The sequence below is a fragment of the Leptothoe sp. LEGE 181152 genome (genome assembly GCF_032906605.1).
Lineage (GTDB): Bacteria > Cyanobacteriota > Cyanobacteriia > Phormidesmidales > Phormidesmidaceae > Leptothoe > Leptothoe turfae.
The window spans coordinates 237,344-256,458 of sequence record NZ_JASATU010000004.1; the positions used below are offsets into that span (position 1 = coordinate 237,344).

At 48.8% G+C, this 19,115-nt stretch carries 16 protein-coding genes; 10 read left to right on the top strand and 6 right to left on the bottom strand.

Translation table 11 applies throughout. From position 1 onward, the window contains the following. Nucleotides 1-223 precede the first annotated feature (223 nt). Nucleotides 224-1,657, top strand: coding sequence for a tetratricopeptide repeat protein (locus QGP82_RS03030; protein ID WP_163660684.1), 1,434 nt, complete (start codon nt 224-226; stop codon nt 1,655-1,657). Here QGP82_RS03030 and QGP82_RS03035 read toward each other — a convergent pair whose 3' ends face one another. After that, nucleotides 1,658-2,497 (bottom strand): PRC-barrel domain-containing protein, encoded by an 840-nt coding sequence (locus QGP82_RS03035; protein WP_163697694.1) that lies wholly within the window; start codon nt 2,495-2,497, stop codon nt 1,658-1,660. A 206-nt stretch (nt 2,498-2,703) separates the two neighbouring features. Here QGP82_RS03035 and QGP82_RS03040 point away from each other — a divergent pair, with 206 nt between their 5' ends. Further along, complete coding sequence (locus tag QGP82_RS03040; protein ID WP_163697696.1) at nt 2,704-4,083, top strand: slr1306 family protein; 1,380 nt, start codon at nt 2,704-2,706, stop codon at nt 4,081-4,083. Between the two features lie 104 nt (nt 4,084-4,187). Further along, on the top strand, nt 4,188-5,693 hold the full coding sequence (locus tag QGP82_RS03045; protein ID WP_499057018.1) for a DUF697 domain-containing protein: 1,506 nt from the start codon (nt 4,188-4,190) through the stop codon (nt 5,691-5,693). A gap of 146 nt (nt 5,694-5,839) precedes the next feature. On the opposite strand, the gene QGP82_RS03050 is transcribed toward QGP82_RS03045, so the two are convergent. After that, nucleotides 5,840-6,232 (bottom strand): 4a-hydroxytetrahydrobiopterin dehydratase, encoded by a 393-nt coding sequence (locus tag QGP82_RS03050; RefSeq protein WP_163660676.1) that lies wholly within the window; start codon nt 6,230-6,232, stop codon nt 5,840-5,842. A gap of 144 nt (nt 6,233-6,376) precedes the next feature. Here QGP82_RS03050 and psbP point away from each other — a divergent pair, with 144 nt between their 5' ends. Both psbP and QGP82_RS03060 read left to right on the top strand, forming a co-directional pair. Continuing rightward, entirely contained in the window at nt 6,377-6,925 is a 549-nt protein-coding gene (psbP, locus tag QGP82_RS03055; RefSeq protein WP_499057020.1) for a photosystem II reaction center PsbP, read from the top strand. 3 nt (nt 6,926-6,928) lie between these two features. After that, nucleotides 6,929-7,519, top strand: coding sequence for a Maf family protein (locus QGP82_RS03060; protein ID WP_499057021.1), 591 nt, complete (start codon nt 6,929-6,931; stop codon nt 7,517-7,519). A gap of 29 nt (nt 7,520-7,548) precedes the next feature. Here the strand turns inward: QGP82_RS03060 and QGP82_RS03065 are convergent, their stop codons facing one another. The 4 genes from QGP82_RS03065 to QGP82_RS03080 all read right to left on the bottom strand — a co-directional run bounded on the left by QGP82_RS03065 (nt 7,549) and on the right by QGP82_RS03080 (nt 14,630). Further along, on the bottom strand, nt 7,549-9,912 hold the full coding sequence (locus QGP82_RS03065) for a heavy metal translocating P-type ATPase (RefSeq protein WP_499057023.1): 2,364 nt from the start codon (nt 9,910-9,912) through the stop codon (nt 7,549-7,551). 158 nt (nt 9,913-10,070) lie between these two features. Continuing rightward, nucleotides 10,071-11,198, bottom strand: coding sequence for a CO2 hydration protein (locus tag QGP82_RS03070; protein ID WP_163660670.1), 1,128 nt, complete (start codon nt 11,196-11,198; stop codon nt 10,071-10,073). 8 nt (nt 11,199-11,206) lie between these two features. After that, nucleotides 11,207-12,784 (bottom strand): NADH-quinone oxidoreductase subunit M, encoded by a 1,578-nt coding sequence (locus tag QGP82_RS03075; protein WP_163702523.1) that lies wholly within the window; start codon nt 12,782-12,784, stop codon nt 11,207-11,209. Nucleotides 12,785-12,794: 10 nt separating this feature from the next. Next, nucleotides 12,795-14,630: an NAD(P)H-quinone oxidoreductase subunit F gene (locus QGP82_RS03080; protein WP_163661709.1), complete on the bottom strand. Its 1,836-nt coding sequence runs from the start codon at nt 14,628-14,630 to the stop codon at nt 12,795-12,797. Nucleotides 14,631-15,313: 683 nt separating this feature from the next. Here QGP82_RS03080 and QGP82_RS03085 point away from each other — a divergent pair. From QGP82_RS03085 to ccmN, 5 genes are read left to right on the top strand one after another with little or no spacing between them, the layout of a single operon-like run. Next, nucleotides 15,314-15,622 (top strand): carbon dioxide-concentrating mechanism protein CcmK, encoded by a 309-nt coding sequence (locus QGP82_RS03085; protein WP_006518194.1) that lies wholly within the window; start codon nt 15,314-15,316, stop codon nt 15,620-15,622. Between the two features lie 56 nt (nt 15,623-15,678). After that, nucleotides 15,679-16,017, top strand: coding sequence for a carbon dioxide-concentrating mechanism protein CcmK (locus QGP82_RS03090; protein WP_006518195.1), 339 nt, complete (start codon nt 15,679-15,681; stop codon nt 16,015-16,017). A gap of 3 nt (nt 16,018-16,020) precedes the next feature. Continuing rightward, nucleotides 16,021-16,323: a beta-carboxysome shell vertex protein CcmL gene (gene ccmL, locus QGP82_RS03095; RefSeq protein ID WP_006518196.1), complete on the top strand. Its 303-nt coding sequence runs from the start codon at nt 16,021-16,023 to the stop codon at nt 16,321-16,323. A 26-nt stretch (nt 16,324-16,349) separates the two neighbouring features. Beyond that, nucleotides 16,350-18,359: a RuBisCO small subunit-like domain-containing protein gene (locus QGP82_RS03100; protein WP_499057025.1), complete on the top strand. Its 2,010-nt coding sequence runs from the start codon at nt 16,350-16,352 to the stop codon at nt 18,357-18,359. A 27-nt stretch (nt 18,360-18,386) separates the two neighbouring features. Then, the gene (gene ccmN / locus QGP82_RS03105) at nt 18,387-19,100 is read left to right on the top strand and encodes a beta-carboxysome scaffolding protein CcmN (RefSeq protein ID WP_499057027.1); all 714 of its coding nucleotides are present in this window, start codon (nt 18,387-18,389) and stop codon (nt 19,098-19,100) included. The last annotated feature ends 15 nt before the right edge of the window (nt 19,101-19,115 follow it).

Consider the following 19,115-nt stretch of genomic DNA (forward strand, 5'->3'; position numbering starts at 1 on the left):
AGTCATCTTAAGATCAAGAGACAGCAATGGAATACGGTGAATCTGAAAATTCTCTTGAGTATGTAGATATTTTCCAGATGCACTACGGTTAAACCCTAATATAGAAATAGAGGAAGATACAAAACTTACTCTGTGAGTTTGCTATTTGTTGTTTGGGTGTGTCTAAGTTTGCTGTATCAAATTGTGATTGACATATCCAAATATTTGGTGAGTGTGGGGCGGCATGACTGCAAAAGACTTATTGAATCAAGGAGTTGACTTGGCAAGGCGACAAGACTGTTTGGGCGCGATCACAATTTTTAATACTGTGATTGAGTCTCTGCCCAACTATGCTAAGGCCTATTTCAACCGGGGATGTGCCCATTATGCTATGGGTGACTATGCCGTAGCCATCGAAGACTTTAGTTGGGCAATCCATCTGGCACCTGACTACGCGTCAGCTTATCTCAATCGGGGCAATGCCCAGCGCAAACTGGGACATACAGACGCCGCGTTAGAAGACTTTGAGCATGGGATTCAGCTAACACCTCTATCTACACGAGGATATTGCAATCGCGGTTTGCTCAGGCTGGATGTGGGCAATTATGCAGGCGCTGTGCGGGATTTTGATTATGCCCTCAGGCTACAGCCTCATTTCCCCCGTGGGTATCTATGGCGGGGAGTGGCCTGGCTACGCTGCGGTGACTTTAAACGGGCTATTAATGATTTGAATCGAGCTCTAGCCCTAAATCCACACTGTGCGAAAACCTACAACCAACGTGGTTTAGCCTACTTTTACCAGGTTGATTATAGGCAGGCTCTAGCCGATTTTAATCAAGCCGTTGACCTCGATAAAGACTTGGCTGATGCCTATAACAATCGAGCAACCCTGCGTACAGAAATGGGGGATTATGCAGGCGCAATGGCAGACTATTGTGAAGCTCTACACCTCAACCCTGCCTTACCTGAAGCCTATCCTCAAACATTAAAGCAGTTACACAATGCGCTCCACGATAGTCCGGCTCCAGGGAAGTTATCGCTATTGAACAATCGTGGCAACACCCGCGCTACCCTGGGTGACAGTGGTGGAGCATTAAATGACTATGCCGAGGCACTGCGTCTTGACCCTAACCATGCCTATGTTTATAACAATCGGGGATTAGTCAGGCTTTATCTCCACAATTATGAGATGGCCGCTACCGATTTTAGTGAGGCCATTAAACTTAACCCCCAATTTGCAGAGGCGTTTAGTAATCGAGGCGGAATTCGACAACACCTTGGAAACTTGGAAGGTGCACTCCAGGATATCAATCAGGCGCTTGACCTGAATCCATCTTTAGCCAATGCCTATGTCCATCGAGGCAGGATCCATGTGGACCTCAAAAACTACATGAAAGCCATGGCAGATTTTAATAAAGCTCTGGCTCTCCAGCCTGACGCTGCCCATACGCTGAATGAACGAAGCGTACTGCGGTTTCGTCTTAATGATACGGAAGGTGCACTAGCTGATGTCAACCGAGCCTTAGAGCTACAGCCTCAGTTTTCAGATGCCTACATTAACCGGAGCTTGATCCGATTTGATCGAGGGGATCGCTCCGGCGCATTTAGTGACCTTGACTCAGTTATGAGTCTTCATCATCAGCGAACGCCCAGACCAGATGACCGCGCCATTGCTTAATTAATCATCGTCTTCCCACACTTCAAATGTGTCTAGATCGATAGCAGGACGATCTGCTTGAGTATTCGAATCACTGAGTTTATCGAGGGCGTTCTCAACCGTGTTTTCCAGCGCTCTGTTCAAAGGGGCAATTCGTTTTTTAGCTTTGGAGACCTGCTGATTAAACTGCGATCGCAACCCCTGAGTTCTATCTTGCAGTTGTTGACCCGTGGAGCGTAATTGTTCATTTACATCGTCAGATAACCAACGCTCCTGGGCATAGTCTGACCATCCCTGGGCTCGCTGTTGCACTTGGTCTGCCAGGGATTGAGCCGTCGTTTGAGCCGTTGTTTGCCACCCCTGTTCAGCCATGGGCACAGTTTCATCAGCCAAGTACTCAGCCTGCTCTGCCGCCTGAGCCGACACCATTATTCGCTTACGACCAGCACTGATAATCGCTTCAGGTGCTAACCCATATAGCCCCGACTGCCCTGGTTGGGCAAATAGATACTGCAATACCTCACCACTACGCTCAAACCGATAGTCCACAATCTGGCCAATACAGTTACCCATATCCGTCCAAACCTCCAGACCGACCATGGCTTGAGCCGCCGATTGAGCCATGTCAGCCCCACGGCCATGAATCACAATACTATCGGCACCGATATTGACAATCTGTTCCCAGCTATAGGTTGGACGCTGGCGCTGCCACACGGGTCCTTGACACACCAGAGCAACCACCTTGCCCTGGTTCAAATCCACGAGTAAGCTATCCACAATTCCTAGCTCGTCCGTAGTGTCATAATCCAATATTAAGCGGCCAAGCAACGACCCCTGTCTTAGGCAAGCCCCATCAGCCATGGCAGTAACTCTATAAAACGCCTGTACTTGAGTTATAGCACTCTAGCCGAATAGAAAAACAACGCAGGGTCAAGCATGGTGGTAGAACCCACACCGCTGATTGGCTGTTCTTTAAGGCTTATGTTAATTCTGTGGGGTTTTCCACCTGGTGAACCCCCACTCTCTTTATAAAATGTAGTAGAAGCAACGGATGGGTATAGGGACTTATGGATATCGCAATCAAGCGTCCTATTCTGATTGGTGGTTTAGGTCTCAGCGCCAGTTTATGGTTATTGGATGTCGTGCATCACATGCCCATGGACGGGTCATTAGTACTGGGTGCGATCGCACTTGGTTCAGGAGTATGGTGGTTCAGCCAGCAACGTCAGCGTAGTGTGGTTCCAGCTATTCCCAAACAGGTCACCGTTCAGCGGGATGCTATCGACCAGGCACTAGACCGCACCGATCAACTCATTGAGCTACTGTTAACTGAAAATAGCCAAGCCGCTGCCCAAGCAGAACTCTATCGCACCGACTATGATCTGCTGCTGGATAGTCTAGAGCGTATTGATTTAAAGGTTGCGATTACTGGCAATAAAGCCACAGGCAAGACCACTCTACTCACCTGTCTACAGACCGCTGAAACAGCAGCATTAACCTTTACTGAACCGTCCGATGACATCAGCGATGCTGATCTAGTGCTTTTGGTGATTGCAGGCGATATGACTGCTTCAGAGCTAAATCGCCTAGAAACGCTGGTTTCTGGAGGGTATCAAGTGCTAGTGGTGCTGAATAAGCAAGACCAGTATACCCCCATGGATCAGGCAGTGGTGCTGGATCGGATTAAGGGGCGGGTGGCAGAACGCAATGTGGAAGCGGTTGCGATCGCAGCTAATCCCAATCCAATCAAAGTTCGCCGCCATGCCGAGTCAGGTGAAATTCTTGAATTTTTTGAGCAGTCTGCTGCCGATCTAGAGGCCCTTACCCAAAAACTCGATAGCTTTGCCGCTGAACCATCCTCTTTAGTGATGGCCACCACCCTGCGTCAGACAAAAGCACTGCAACAGCGTATTACCGCATCCCTAAACGAGTATCGTCGCCAAAAAGCAATGCCCGTCATTGAGAAAATGCAGTGGATTGCAGCCGGTACGGCCTTTGCCAACCCAATAGTCACCGTGGACCTGCTGGCGACAGCTGCCATCAATGGCCAGCTCGTGTTAGACATCGGCACTATCTATGGTCAAAAATTCTCCATGGATCAGGCTAAGGCCGCTGCAGGTACCATCGCTGAATTAACCGTCAAGTTGGGGCTGGTCGAACTAGCCTCTCAAGCCCTTGGAACAGTCCTCAAAAGTCATGTAACTACCTACCTGGCTGGTGGAGCAGTGCAGGGTATCAGTGCCGCGTATCTCACCCGTCTAGCTGGCCTGACTCTGATTGACTACTTCGAAGAACAAAGCTTGTTAGACACTACCGAGCTTAACTTTGAAGGACTGGGTAGCCGTCTACAAACATTATTCCAGCAAGCTCGCCAGAGTTTAGCCCTTAAGGATTTTGTGACCCAGGCCCTACCTCACCTACCAAAAGCAAGCACAGTCGCTAGCTAGAAAGTTTGAACAAGACGGGTAGTGGGCAATGGGATAAAGCTAAAAATCCTGTTGCCCAAATATCACTTTTCGCCTGAGCAATCAGCTCTAAGCACACCTAAACCATGACCGATCCCGCCTTGATTCAGGAAACATTTACTAATGTCAGCACTGCGTCCCAGAGGATTGCAGAGACTACAGTCCAGCCCCTTGTCGAGAGGGCCCGCGACAGTTTGCGACAAACAATTGATCGCTATATTCCACAGCTAGAGCTAACTCGCTCCGATGCCGACGAACTCAAACGTCAGGCTGCCGTTAAGGCCGGTATTGATCAGCTGACAACCCTATTAAACAAGCTAGATAGCACCCTACTTCGGGTCGCCGTATTTGGTCTAGTCAGTCGCGGTAAGTCAGCTGTACTCAATGCTTTGATCGGCGAAAAAATCCTTGAAACAGGGCCTCTAAATGGTGTTACCCAATGGCCTCGGTCTCTCTATTGGACACCGTCCGCATCTGAGGGAGAAACAACTCTCAAAATCGAACTTATTGATACGCCTGGCCTAGATGAAATAGAAGGAGCTGAACGGGGACAAGTCGCGCAAGATGTAGCCCAACAAGCTGATTTAATCTTATTTGTAGTGGCAGGTGATATTACACGCACTGAGTACACAGCTCTACAAACGCTGCACGAAACCCGTAAACCATTGCTGTTAGTCTTTAATAAAACGGATCTCTATCCAGACATAGACCGTCAGGCTGTTTACGACAATCTCCAGCACCTTAAATGTCAACTAGCGTCTGATGAAGACACTAGAGAAGAGACCAATGACACAACAACCATTAAATCATCGGACGTTCCCATCGTAGACGACGTTATCCTGGTGGCTGCAGACCCTGCCCCTCTGAAGGTGCGTGTAGAGTGGCCAGATGGTCATGTCACTGAAGAATGGGAAACCTCTGCACCAGAAATTGAGCCTCTCACAACAGCGCTGATCGATCTTCTTCAAGCGGAAGGTCCGACATTAGTCGCCCTCAATACTTTGCATCAAGCAAATCAAGTCAACACCAACTTAGCCAAAGCAACCGCAGAGTTAAACCAGACTGCAGCCGATAACATCATCTTGCAATTTGCAAAATACAAGTCTGCTGCGGTGGCTTTGAACCCTGTCGCCGTGCTGGATCTCCTAGGCGGTGTGGCCTCTGACCTGGTTATGATCCGTAACTTGGCCAAACTTTACGGCTTTCCCATGACTAGTTTTGAAGCTAGCAAACTATGGCAAGCAATTGTCCGCAGTTCTGGCACACTACTTTTAAGTGAGCTAGGCAGCGGATTGCTCCTAGGTCTTGGCAAAAGTGGAGCTGCCCTATGGAGCATGATCGATGGCTCTGCTGGATTAACCGCCTATGCTGGCGCAATGGGAGCCCAAGCTGCTGCTGCTGGCTATGGCACTTACGCTGTCGGCCAGGCTGCCCGTATTTATTTAGAACAAGGTTGTTCTTGGGGACCTCAAGGCATTAAGACCCTGATGCACACTATTGTAGAAAATGCCAATACAGATTCTGTCCTTGAGCGGCTGCAACAAGAAGTCCGACTATCAATAGAAGAAGACATTAAGCAACGGGCTCAATAGTCACATTTTAAGTTTAATGTCTAGCTTTCTAACAAAGTCTGTATCAATCACATGACAAGGGATAAGAATGCCTCCTATTAAAGGCTAGACCAAAGTAGATAAACGAGCAAAACCATGGCTTCTCAAGGGCACAATCACGATAATGATTAAAGTTGAGAGATTTGTCGGGCAAGCTGAAAGTCCAAGTCTGTTAAACCCTGAGCATCATGGGTCGTTAGCTCCAGTGAAACTCGGTTGTAGCTGATACTAATATCAGGATGGTGATTAAGTTGTTCAGCAGGCTCAACTAAATTGTTGACAAACGTGATTGCCGCAACAAAATCTTCAAATGTTCGAGTATAGAATAATGTGTTGCCATCTGTTGTCCAGTTTGGTAAATTTCCTATGCGGAGTTTGACCTCCAATGGACTTAGACGGGTCAGGTTATTTTTAGTGCTCACAACAGAATGCTCACTGCCCTCAACTAGCTTGGGAAAGATCGCAAGTATCTCTTGGGCACCAACATTCGCAATTATCAAAGCATTAAGAATACAATTCATTGAACTCAACCGCATTAGCATTGGTATAGTGATTGACTCAACAGCAGGGGACGATGCTCCCCCTGCAAAGGGTACAAAGACCTTCCACAAAATGCGACAATGGAAATTGTCAATTCTTTTTACATTAATTAACTGGTATTCCCAATGCTAAAGCGACTAGCTGCTCTGATGATTGTGTTTGCCACGATGTTTGGCCTCCAGGCCTGTAGCGGTTCGGCTCCTGTGAGTTTGCTGAACTACGTTAATAGCTATCAGGGCTATCAGTTCAGCTATCCAACTGGCTGGGTAGAAGTTAAGGTATCCGGTGGACCAGATGTTGTATTTCACGACATCATTAACGTAACTGAGAACGTTAGCGTCGTTGTGAGCCCAGTGGCAGAGGGCAAAACCCTGGAAGAATTGGGTGGCCCCACTGAAGTTGGCTACAAGTTATCTAAAAGCATCACAGAGATGGCTGGTGATAGTCGCAATGTGGAACTTATTAATGCTCAAAATATAGAGATTGACGAGGGTAAAATCTATTACATTCTGGAGTATTTAGCGACCACATCCGAAGGGCAACGCCATAATCTAGCTAGTGCCATCGTACGTCGTGGTCAGCTATTTACATTTAATGCATCTGTTCCCGAAGCTCGCTGGAAGCGCCTTAAGAATTCAATCACTCAGTCGGTAGCGTCATTCTCGGTTTACTAGACAATGTCTGCTCCTCAGTTTGTCCTAGCGTCAGCCTCCTCAGCACGACGTCAGCTTCTTTTAAATGCCGGGGTTCAGCCTTTTGTATCCCCCAGCAAGTTTGATGAGGATCAAATTACCCTAAGTGAGCCAGGTGCATTGGTAAAGGCGCTATCCTTGGGCAAGGCAGAAGCTGTCGCGCCTTTGTTTCCAAATGCAGTGGTGTTAGGATGCGATTCAGTCCTAGCATTTGATGGGGTCATTTACGGTAAGCCTGAAACACCAGAAGATGCTGTCAAACGCTGGTGGAAGATGCGCGGTAAAGTGGGCGAGTTATTTACTGGCCACACACTAATATCTCCGCAGGCAGCGAAAACGTTAACTCGATGTCAGGTGACTCGGGTTTATTTTGCCTGGGTTAGCGATCGCGAAATTGAGGACTATGTGGCCACAGGCGAACCGATGCACTGCGCTGGTGCTTTTACCATCGATGGCAAAGGTGGCTTTTTTGTGGAAAAGCTAGAGGGTTGCCATACCAATGTGATTGGCCTCAGTATGCCGATGCTGCGGGACATGCTGGGATCCTTAGGGTATCGGGTGACGGATTTTTGGTAAGGCCAAAAAATTGCGGTTTGAGTTCGATATTAAACACTCTCCCTTAACTGCCAGCGCAACAGCAGAGAATTAAGCACTACGCTAATCGAACTAAACGCCATGAAACCACCTGCATAGCCAGGACTCAAGGCAATTTCAAAGTTCGGCAACAAAACGCCCGCCGCCAGGGGAATACAAATCAGGTTATAGCCAAAGGCCCAGGCTAAGTTCTGACGAATTTTATTAAAGGTGCTGCGACTGAGTTCCAGGGCAGCTGACACATCGTTTAGGTCATCACGCATCAGCACAACATCAGCGGTTTCCATAGCAATGTCAGTGCCTGAGTGCATGGCGATACCGACGTCAGCCTGGGCCAGGGCAGGCGCATCATTGATGCCATCACCCACAAAGCCAACACAGTGCCCCGCTTGCTGTAGCTTTTCAATGGCATTGACTTTGTCGGCTGGTGTCATACTGCCTTCTGACACAGCAATCCCTACATCCATGGCTAATCGATGGGCAACGGCTGGTCGATCACCACTCAGGAGCTGGAGCTGAAGGTTTTTGCGGTGGAGTTGTTCAATCACTGATTTGGCTTCCTCACGGGAGCGATCAGCCGCGGCCAGTAGGCCCACCAATTGATGATCAACAGCGATATAAACCAAAGTTTTACCCTCAACACTCAAGGTATTGGCAACATCACTAGCCATATCAGTGGCGATATTAGCTTGAGCTAACCAGGCGGCATTGCCGAGGTGGAGCGTTTGATTGCCTAACTGTGCAACAACTCCACGTCCTGGAGTTGTTGCGCTATCTGTCACGTTAGTTAAAGGAAGCTGTCGCTGAGCAGCCTCGTTGAGAATGGCTTCGGCTAAAGGATGGCGGGTTCCTTGCTCAACACTAGCTGCTAGACGAATCACATCATCCTCAGTCAAGCTGGCGTCATAGCTAATGCAGTCAGTCACCCAGGGCTGCCCTGTTGTCAGGGTGCCGGTCTTGTCAAAAATGATGGTATCTAAATGATGGGCCGTTTCTAGAACATCACCACCACGCACCAATAACCCCCTCTGGGCTCCAATGCCAGACCCCACTAGAATCGCCATGGGAGTAGCCAATCCTAATGCACAGGGACAGGCGATCACGACAACGGCAATGGCTAATTTCAGACTTACCAACAGCCTTGAAGTTTCTATCACAAGGTGACTGTGATGGACATGGTGCGGATTGAGAGCCGCTTGGATCGCATCAGGCCAGATGGTAAATCCAACGCCGTACCAAAAGCAAAATGTCAGTAGAGCGAGGATTAAAATCCCATAGGTGAAGTAACCGGATAAGGTATCTGCTAAGCCCTGTATGGGGGCTTTACGCGTTTGAGCAGATTCAACCAGACTGACCATCTGGGCCAGGGTACTATCTGAGCCAGTGCGGCTGACTCTAATAGAAATCGCACTCGACTGGTTTAAGGTACCGCCGATTACGGGATCACCAATCTGCTTCATGACAGGCAATGCTTCTCCAGTGACCATTGCCTCATTAATGGTGGTTTGCCCCGCCTCAATCTCCCCATCTACTGGGATTTTATCGCCAGGCAAAACTTGGATGATGTCATCGACCTGCACTTGATTAATGGGAATCTCGACATTGTCGCCTGGTGAATCACCTATCACCAGGCGAGCGCCCTGGGGTTGCAGTGCAATCAAACTACGAAGAGCCTCAGTGGCTCGAAAGCGAGCACGTTCTTCTAACGTACGCCCTAACAAAATAAAGCTGAGCAACATGACGGGCTCATCAAAAAAGCACTCCCAGCCTAATTTTGGAAAGACTAAGGCCACAACGCTAGCGGTATAGGCACTCAGAGCACCAATACTCACTAGAGTATTCATGTTAGGACGGGCACGACGTGCTCCCTGCCAGCCATCTTGTAGAATTGCTCGTGCAGGCCCCACTAAGGTGAGGGTGGCTAATGCAAAGTGAAAGCTCAGGCTGCTGAGAAGAGGTCCTGAAAAACTACTATCTGGATCGCCCACATGTTCTATGTGGCCAAGGATTGAAAGGACTAAGAGAGTAAGTGCGATCGCAACCCGCCATACCTGTCCTTGCTGCTCGGCCTCTTGCTGCTCGGCCCAATTGCCAGGGTCTTCGCCTTGCCGTACCTGGCTGGGGAAACCAGCATCTGTGAGTACAGTTGCCAGCCGTTCAGGTTTAACAATCTCTGCCTGATATTGGATGGCTGCTGCCTTGGTGACCAAATTCACGGTCGCTGTCGCCACACCGTCACATTGACGCAGGTGGGTTTCCACTGCCCGCACACACCCAGCACACATCATGCCGTCTACATTTAGGACAGTAACCGCTGGGGGCAGTAGTTCAGACGCCGATGTTGCAAGAGAAGGCGGTGAAACCGTTGAAGACATAACTAGATAGAAAGCAGACCATTTGAGCCTAACGTCGATCACCGAGATTTGGCGTAGGACTCATAAACTCTCAAGAAAAATTTTCAACCACCGCAATCATGTAGGGATATCCCATGGCACACCCCTACATGATTTCTCTAATGAGCTTGACCTAAATTCTATGGAGTCTGAACCTGTTCTAATTGGGAGGGAACCAGACGATCCAGCCAGTTCAGTAGAAACTCCCGATTGGCAGCAATATCTTCAGGTGCCGTTGCATCAGCTCCTTTGGGTAATAGCCCAATCAAAGCTGCATTGGTCACACAGAACATAGAACGCTGAAAACTAGCGCAAATTTTGACCCGCACGTCTCCCAAACCGCGTTCGGTCTTGAGGTAATGCTCTTCCAAATAGTCCGGCAGATGACGGAACATATCTTGCATCAATAATGTGGGAGGAATACCGCTACCCCCAACGGGTACCGGATCAGCATACAGTGCACCATAGGCAAAGCGGCTCTTATCCGGAGAAATTTGCTGAGCTTGGGCGTTATAGGACACCGTCCCCAAGAAAGGCAGTCCCCGGAAGAAAATAGATTCTACATAGGGAATGGCCGTGTCAGGCAAGAAAGTTAGACCAGCAGAGGCAGGCAAAATATCATAGGTTTTGCCACCAATTTCAACACTGTAGGTAATGGGTCGGCCCGCATCAGCCACCAGGCCATCCTTGATATAGTCGACGATCTGGGGAATATGCTTAATTTCTCCCCGACGATAACGAGCTGCTAACGACGTGAAAATATCGCTCATCACTCGCCAGAATTGTCCCAACCCACTGTAGTAGGAAAGCTGACGAATTTGTTCAATCAGAAACTCAGGAAATACTTTATGGAAAAGCTGTAGCACCGGGTTGTATTTGATTTTGGCTGCGATCGCAGTCTGACAATTTTCCCGAAACTCATCCGTATCCAAATAGGCATCTAACCCGCCACCACCGTGCCACATCATGGCTCTCATGATGTATTCGGCATACTCATAGTTAATGCGATCATGGCAAAAATGTCGCCACATTCTTGCAGGGTTAATCTCTCCATCAAAGTATTTGAACACTGGAAATAGGTTCAAAAACTGATGATCGGCAATGTGAATCAGGTTAATGGAATAGTAATCCAACACAATGCCATAACTATCGAGGGCACCCATCACATGAACTACATTATCCGGAGTATCCGGCAACAAGGTACCACCTGACAGCAGGCGGTCAGCATAGTGGGCAAATGGATGAATATCTTTCAATTGAGAAGGCATAGTTTGGATCATAAGGCACAGTCCTCATCCGAACAGCTAGCTAAATCTGTAGAAGGATTTTCAAGCGGCATTGTCGCCAGATGAGCCGACGACAGCTCTAACTTAATTGGCATCGCCTCATACATGGACGTTGTTGTCGGCTCAATCCAACGAGTCATCCAGCTGGGGCTCAAACCAAACATAAACAACAAACCCACTAAAACCAAAGCAGGCATTCGGTCTTGCCAAGTGACCACAGGTAAAACAGGATCTTGTTCTAAAGCTTGGTTTTTAGTTGTCGCTAAACGCCCAAAGAACGCACGATTTACCAACAGCAAAAAATACACTGCCGTGAGACCAGACCCCAGTAAACATAAAAGAGTTTGAGGGGCAAAACTCGCAAAGCTGCCACGATAGACAATAAATTCAGAGATAAAGCCCACCATACCAGGGATACCAGCACTAGCCATCACTGCCAGCACCATAACGCTACCAATTATGGGCAAACCTCGTTCTGGATTTAACAGACCTCGCAGTACAGTCAAATCACGCGTTCCCGTTTTCTTGTAAACCACGCCAACTGCTAAAAAAAGCAATGCTGAAATAAAGCCATGGCTCACCATCTGAAAAACAGTACCGACAAAGCTGAGAGGATTAGACGCCGAAGCCGCTAACAACACATAGCCCATATGACCTACTGAACTATAGGCCACCATTTTCTTCATATCAGTTTGGGCAATAGCTGCCAGTGAGCCATAGAGAACACTCACAACAGCCCACCAGGCAAGGTAGGGAGCTAGATCCACCCAAACCTCGGAAAAGGTAACCACACCAAATCGAAAAAGACCGTAGGTACCTAACTTAAGCAACACACCAGCCAACAGCACAGAGATGGGTGTGGACGCCTGCACGTGGGCATCGGGTAACCACGTGTGAAGTGGAAAGAGAGGAATTTTAATACCAAAACCAATGAGCAGCGCCGCTAACAAAACTGCCTGTTGAATCCAGGGCAACCCATGGCCCATGGTCGCACTGTAATCAAAGCTAGAAGACCCACTGAGCCAAACTAGACCCAGAAATGAAGCCAAAATCAAAATTCCAGAGATAGCCGTATAAATCAGAAATTTTGTAGCAGCATAGCCCCGTTGAGGTCCTCCCCAAATCGCAATCAAGAGATAGAGGGGAATCAGCTCTAGCTCATAAAAGATAAAGAAGAGCAAGAGATTTTGAGCAACAAACGCACCGGCTACGGCAAAGGTAATCATCAGCAAAAGGCAATAGTAAAGCCTGGGCCGTCGAGTGTCATCGTCGCTGGCATAGACCGAAACTAGCGACAGAAGACTATTAATAATCACTAGCGGCAACGATAAGCCATCCAGACCTAACTCATATCCCAGCCCCAACGTCTCGAGCCAAGGAAGCGACTCTTGAAACTGTAGTCCGGTAATTGTCAAATCAAACTGCGTTAGCAGATACAAGCTGACCGCAAGATTAACTAACAAGCAGCCAACGCTGACATTTTTAGCTAACTTGCTGGTTAACTTACCTGGCCAGCAGCCAACAAGAATGGCTCCCAGTAATGGAATCAATAACAGTGCACTTAGCATCAGTTTCCCCTCACCACATCGCCCATGTCATCAACAATCCCAACAGACTCACCCCCAACACGATGGTGAAAATATAACCCTGGGATTGGCCAGATATGCTGTATTTCAGACCCTCTCCACTCATCAAGGAAACCATGCCTACCAAATTAACGGCTCCATCGACCACATAGCGATCAAACCAGCTAACAACTCGGGAGAACTGACTCACTAGAAACACTACAGTGACTCGATACAGTTGTTCGGTGTAAAAATCGTTAGCCAGAAGGTCTTGCATCAGCCGCATCGGTAGCTGAGTAGAACGAGCTAAAGAACGACTTAATTGCACCGTGCAACCAAGGGCTAAACCCATGAGTCCAGATACAATCAACGAGCCGAAGACTAAAGGATGCCAATACTGCAAAGGTGGCAGCAATGACATTCGCATCAAAGCCAAGGGCAACAAAATAATAAAAATACTTAGACCGATCATGGGAGTCCCCATCAACCAGTTAACCGATGGAGAACGACGGGTTTTAGGCGTGATGTCCCCTAAGAACACCAGTCGAAATATTCGCACCAGATTAAAGACTGTTAGGGCGTTAACCAACAAGAAGACAGCGGCTAAGACAGGATGCTCGCGACGCAAAAAGTCGACACCAAGCTGTAGCGCCCAAAAACCACCAAGCGGTAACACACCAACCATGCCAGCACTACCGACAACAAACGCAATCGTGGTGGCTGGCATCCGAGACCACACTCCGCCTAGCTCTGTAATGTTCTGGCAGCTGGTGTTATTAATAATTGCCCCCGTGCTCATAAACAGCAAGGCTTTTGCCACAGCATGGGTAAATAACAAACCAATGGCAACACCAGGCCACTCAGCCCCCACGGCGATGAAAACCAAACCAATATAAGCACTGGTGGAGTAAGAAAGGGCACGCTTGAGATCGACTTGTGCGATCGCAACTAGCGAAGCTCCAATGGCCGTTGTCGTGCCAATCACGATCAAAGCCGTCAGCGCCACAGGCGACAAAATCACAATGGGCTGTAGCTTAATCAGTACATAGGCTCCGCAGGTTACCACCACCGAATTTCGAAGAATTGATGCCGGACTGGGTCCCTCCATCGCCTCATCCAACCAAAGATGAAGCGGAAACTGGGCACATTTTCCTGTAGGCCCCGCAATCAAGGCTAAGCCCAGCAATGTCGCCGCCAACGGAGTCAAATCCGCAACCTTAACCCATTCGTACAGCTCATTGTAATGGAGATCCCCAGCCCAACTAGCCAGCCCCAGAACTGCCATCAACAACAGAATGTCTCCGACCCGCTTGGTGAGGAATGCATCTCTAGCTGCCTTGACCACCAGAGGCTGAGCATACCAAAAACCTACGATCAGATACGTAGATAGCGTCAGCATCTCCAGCAGGAAATAGGCCAAGAAGAAAGAACCGCTGAGTAAAACACCATTGACAGCCCCTTCGAAAAATCCCAAGAGAGAAAAGAAACGAGCTAGGGCCCAATCCTTTTCCATATATCCCAAACCATAGATTTGAGCCAACAACGCCAACCCCGTCGACAGCTCCATCGCCCCCAGGTTGAGCACCGACAGATCTAGATCAAAACTCAGCGAGAGATCAGCAACCTGCAACCACGGAAAATGCAGCTCAACTGAGCCCACATTCCAAATGCCCATAAAAATACAAGTGCCATGGGCAAATGCGAGGGCGGTCATAAACATATTGATGTAAACCGCTGGCCTGGGCCCCGTCCGCTGCACTAGGCCCATAGACCAAGGCAACGCCAAAATCACCCCCAAAAACCCATAAATCGGGATCAGCCAACCTAATTCAATCAGAGACTGCATCATTGCCATCAAAGAGCCCACCGGCAAACCATAAAACACCCTAAGCATCGAGCCAATCTACCAACACTCTCAGCGTCAGCTCCTCGGACTTTAACAACCCAAGAATTTTCGACACAGCTTTGCCCGGAATCATCCTCACTTACTAATGTGTGGATAGTCACAATACCAGGCATGTGAAAGACTCAAAAATTGGATTCAATTGCAACCCTTAGCCCAGATAAAAATCTATGACTAGTTTTAAGATTACTTATATTTCTTAATGGTACCTGATGAGTTACCCCAATAAGAGCCTTTCTGGATTCATGAATAATCTTCAATGATTGGCTAAGAACCATTGAAATATGTCAGCGTTAATTTATCCAAGAAACCCTACAGCCGATACCATAAGCACAAATACCCAGCACGCTGCATCACTTATATTTCAACAGGAAGCAACTATTTAGTTACGTTCCGTAGCAAATGGTTATCAGTTTTTATAATGCTTAACATTAGAAACAATCATTGAGACTTATATTGTCAAACTGCTAGCCCCCTCGTATTCTGAATTGTAGTCATGGAGTTATTGCAGACTAACGGTTTGCAAGGTACATCTCGCTGTGTGAAGTAATTCGAAAAGAATTCTTAATTTCATCTGGCCGAGATATAAATGCTTGAACTAAAGCTGTTTTTCTAGGAGATTTACGACAATGCCGATTGCCGTAGGAATGATTGAGACTCGCGGTTTTCCCGCTGTTGTAGAAGCTGCTGACGCGATGGTTAAGGCCGCGCGTGTAACCCTAGTTGGCTACGAAAAAATTGGTAGCGGTCGCGTGACCGTTATCGTTCGTGGCGACGTATCTGAGGTTCAGGCGTCAGTTGCTGCCGGTATCGAGTCTGCTAAGCGTGTAAATGGTGGTGAGGTTCTATCAACTCACATCATCGCTCGCCCCCACGAGAACCTGGAGTTTGTACTGCCCATTCGCTACACCGAAGCAGTCGAACAGTTTAGAACCTAGGCTTCTTGATTTCGATTACCCAAGTCCAGATAGATAGCATACCAAGGTAAAAATCGATGGCAATCGCAGTAGGAATGGTTGAGACCCTGGGTTTCCCAGCGGTAGTTGAGGCAGCCGACGCCATGGTGAAGGCAGCCCGTGTAACCCTAGTTGGCTACGAAAAAATTGGTAGTGGTCGTGTGACTGTTATCGTTCGAGGCGATGTTTCTGAAGTCCAGGCTTCTGTTGCTGCTGGCGTTGAGAACGTCAAGCGGGTTAATGGTGGCCAGACTTTGTCAACTCACATTATTGCCCGTCCTCACGAGAACCTAGAGTTCGTACTACCTATCCGCTATACCGAAGCTGTTGAGCAGTTTCGCGAGAGCGTAAGTGGTATTCGCCCCTATGGTAGATAAGGCATGCGCCTAGGGAAGGTTCGCGGCACAGTTGTTAGTACTTGCAAAGAGCCGAGCTTAACGGGCGTAAAGTTTTTACTAATTCAGTTTATTAGTGAAGACGGTGCGTTACTTCCTGACTACGAAGTTGCAGCCGATGTTGTGGGTGCCGGGCCTGGAGAATGGGTCTTGGTTACCCGCGGCAGTGCTGCTCGCCAACATGTTGGCTACAACGAGAGGCCTGTGGATGCAGCTGTCGTTGCCATTGTTGACACCGTTAGTTTGGATTCTGGCTCGCTTTACAACAAACGTGAGGATTTTAGTTAATATTTTTTCTGGGAGGATATGGGCCAATGGTTAAGTCAGCCATGGCAGCATCCCCAGCCCAATATCAATCATCGGTTAAGCCGGTCATTGAACCTACTGCTTTCGTTCATTCTTTTTCTCAGGTCGTAGGTGGTGTTTATATTGGGGCCGAAGTGTCGATTGCCCCTGGCACCTCAATCCGGGCAGATGAGGGGTTGCCCTTTTACATCAGTAGTCACTGTGATATTCAAGACGGTGTTGTTATTCACGGTCTTAGTAAGGGTTGCGTACTAGGAGATAATGGCGATTCATATGCTGTTTGGCTATCGCCAAATGTCACACTCACTCATAAAGCGTTGATCCATGGTCCTGCCTATTTAGGTGAAGCCAGCTTTGTTGGTTTTAGATCAACAATTTTTAACGCTCGATTGGGTGATGGTGTCATTGTCATGATGCACGCCCTTGTTCAGGATGTTGAGGTGCCCCCAGGACGATGCGTTCCATCTGGTTCGGTAATTACAACCCAGGCTCAGGCAGATGCATTGCCCCGGGTGACTGAGGCGGATTTGGCACTCGTTCGAGACATTGTTGAGCCCCACATTGGTGAGCGTGCCCAAGAGCAAACAGCTCAATCAGGTAGCGCTTCAAAAGCGTTTAGGTATCCCGATGGTGCAGCAAATGCTGTTTCCATTCACTCTGCACGCCATTCGGCGAGTAGCTCACACACCCCATACACCATCGATAACGTTGGTATAGATACTATGCAAGCACTAGCACCCGAAATTGTTCAACAGGTTCGTCAGTTTTTAGCGCAGGGCTACAAAGTTGGCTCAGAGTATGCCGACAAGCGCCGCTACCGCAGTGGTGTTTGGCAGAGCTGCCCAATCGTGCAATCTAGCCGTGAAGGTGAAATTCTTTCATCTCTAGAGCGCTGCATGGCTGAGCATCAGGGCAGCTATGTGCGTATCTTTGGTATCGACCCGGTCGGGAAGCGCCGTGTGGGCATGATCACTGTGCAACGTCCTGACGGCCAGCCCGTCGCTGCTAATAAGCGTTCTATGGGGACTGCCCCTACTGCTACCCCAGCCAGTAACGGTGCGCCTGTGGGTGGAGATATTGCTAGTCAAGTGAGCGCCTGGCTGCGTCAGGGCTACAAGATTGGTACTGAGCATGCCGATCGACGCCGTTACCGCAGTGGTGTTTGGCAGACTTGCAGTCCTATCCAAACTACTCATGCATCTGAAGCCATTACGGCTTTAGAAGCTTGTATGACCGAACATGCTGGTGAGTATGTACGCATGTTTGGCATTGACCCCATTGCTAAGTGTCGAGTATCTCCTGTTACGATTCAACGAGGCGATGGCAAGCCTGTCGCCCTCAGCACCGGTAGCAATGGCGCTGCAACCCCTACAGCGAGCCAGAATGGTGCATCTGTCCCGGTCACTAGCGGTGATTTAGTCCCCCAAATCCGCTCCATTTTGGCTCAGGGACAAAAAATTGGGATTGAGTTTGCTGATAAGCGCCGCTATCGCAGTGGTATCTGGCAAACGGCACCTGCTGTTTCTGCATCTAGCGAATCGGCGGCGGTAGCTGCCGTGCAGCAGGTGTTGGCAGCCCATACCAATGACTATGTGCGCATCTTTGCCATTGATCCACGAGTCAAGCAGCGTGGTCGCGCCGTTACTATTCAAAAGCCTGGACAGACACCGGTGACTTCCAACGCTACTAGCGCTCAACCCACGTCCTATGGCAGCAGCCGATCAGCGGCTAGCGCCAATGGCAACGGTAGCAGTGCTTCTGTCAGTGCGGATCTAGCCCAGCAAGTAACTCAGCTAGTCAATCAGGGCTATCGCGTTAGCACGGAATATGCCGATAAGCGTCGCTACAGCAGCGGTGCATGGCAAACCGGTGCTCCCATCAATGGGAATCGTCCATCGGAAGTAATTTCTGCTCTGAAAGCTCAGTTGGCTGAACACTCGGGTCACTATGTGCGCCTGGTAGGTGTTGATCCCCGTGCCAAGTGTCGCGTTCTAGAAACCACCATTCAGCGTCCGTAGTTACACTTCGTATCTGAGTCCGTCGCGATGGAACCCTCGCCTCTGCATTTTGTGAGTCATACCCATTACTATCGCGGCGGCGACGTTGTTATTGATGCATCGGCAGCAATCGCACCAGGTGTAGTCTTCAGAGCTGCATCTAATGCGGCGATTCGCATTGGCCCTGGTGTTTGTGTTGGTGCTGGTGTGGTGATCCAGGCAAAGCAGGGTTGTGTATATGTTGAGGCTGGGGCAAGTTTGGGGACAGGGGTGTTGATTGTCGGCCACGGTTATGTGGGTAAAGGCGCTTGTGTGGGACCGTCTAGCACACTAATTAATCCTGAGATCGCACCCAACACCATTATTCCTTCTTGCTCTTTAGTAGAAGCGCAGGCATCTCAGGCATCTCAACCAACAACTGCGGCTCCTGACAATGGTGAGTCTACCCCTTCTAGCTTTCAGCCACCTAACTTTCAGGCTGAAAACAACCCTGTACCCTCGATGCCAATGCCGCCGAGGACTACGTCAACGGTTCAGCCTCAATCTGTGTCACCTAAGGCTGTCAATGTGCCTAATGTCGAGCCCCCAGTCGCCCCATCAAATGCATCTAGCGGGAACAATACATCAACCATGGCGGCTGCTGCCCCTAACGCTCATGTCTATGGCCGTGATCATCTAAATAGCTTACTATCAGCGCTTTTTCCCCATAGACAACCGCTCGATAATGGCGATTCTAGTGGTCAATCTGAAAAAGGCTCTTAAAATAGAGGATAATAA

Excerpts from the sequence above, each read along its gene's own strand:
- QGP82_RS03030 (WP_163660684.1), top strand. The coding sequence starts at position 224 with ATGACTGCAAAAGACTTATTGAATCAAGGAGTTGACTTGGCAAGGCGA.
- QGP82_RS03035 (WP_163697694.1), bottom strand. The coding sequence starts at position 2,497 with ATGGCTGATGGGGCTTGCCTAAGACAGGGGTCGTTGCTTGGCCGCTTA.
- QGP82_RS03040 (WP_163697696.1), top strand. The coding sequence starts at position 2,704 with ATGGATATCGCAATCAAGCGTCCTATTCTGATTGGTGGTTTAGGTCTC.
- QGP82_RS03045 (WP_499057018.1), top strand. The coding sequence starts at position 4,188 with ATGACCGATCCCGCCTTGATTCAGGAAACATTTACTAATGTCAGCACT.
- QGP82_RS03050 (WP_163660676.1), bottom strand. The coding sequence starts at position 6,232 with ATGAATTGTATTCTTAATGCTTTGATAATTGCGAATGTTGGTGCCCAA.
- psbP (WP_499057020.1), top strand. The coding sequence starts at position 6,377 with ATGCTAAAGCGACTAGCTGCTCTGATGATTGTGTTTGCCACGATGTTT.
- QGP82_RS03060 (WP_499057021.1), top strand. The coding sequence starts at position 6,929 with ATGTCTGCTCCTCAGTTTGTCCTAGCGTCAGCCTCCTCAGCACGACGT.
- QGP82_RS03065 (WP_499057023.1), bottom strand. The coding sequence starts at position 9,912 with ATGTCTTCAACGGTTTCACCGCCTTCTCTTGCAACATCGGCGTCTGAA.
- QGP82_RS03070 (WP_163660670.1), bottom strand. The coding sequence starts at position 11,198 with ATGCCTTCTCAATTGAAAGATATTCATCCATTTGCCCACTATGCTGAC.
- QGP82_RS03075 (WP_163702523.1), bottom strand. The coding sequence starts at position 12,784 with ATGCTAAGTGCACTGTTATTGATTCCATTACTGGGAGCCATTCTTGTT.
- QGP82_RS03080 (WP_163661709.1), bottom strand. The coding sequence starts at position 14,630 with ATGATGCAGTCTCTGATTGAATTAGGTTGGCTGATCCCGATTTATGGG.
- QGP82_RS03085 (WP_006518194.1), top strand. The coding sequence starts at position 15,314 with ATGCCGATTGCCGTAGGAATGATTGAGACTCGCGGTTTTCCCGCTGTT.
- QGP82_RS03090 (WP_006518195.1), top strand. The coding sequence starts at position 15,679 with ATGGCAATCGCAGTAGGAATGGTTGAGACCCTGGGTTTCCCAGCGGTA.
- ccmL (WP_006518196.1), top strand. The coding sequence starts at position 16,021 with ATGCGCCTAGGGAAGGTTCGCGGCACAGTTGTTAGTACTTGCAAAGAG.
- QGP82_RS03100 (WP_499057025.1), top strand. The coding sequence starts at position 16,350 with ATGGTTAAGTCAGCCATGGCAGCATCCCCAGCCCAATATCAATCATCG.
- ccmN (WP_499057027.1), top strand. The coding sequence starts at position 18,387 with ATGGAACCCTCGCCTCTGCATTTTGTGAGTCATACCCATTACTATCGC.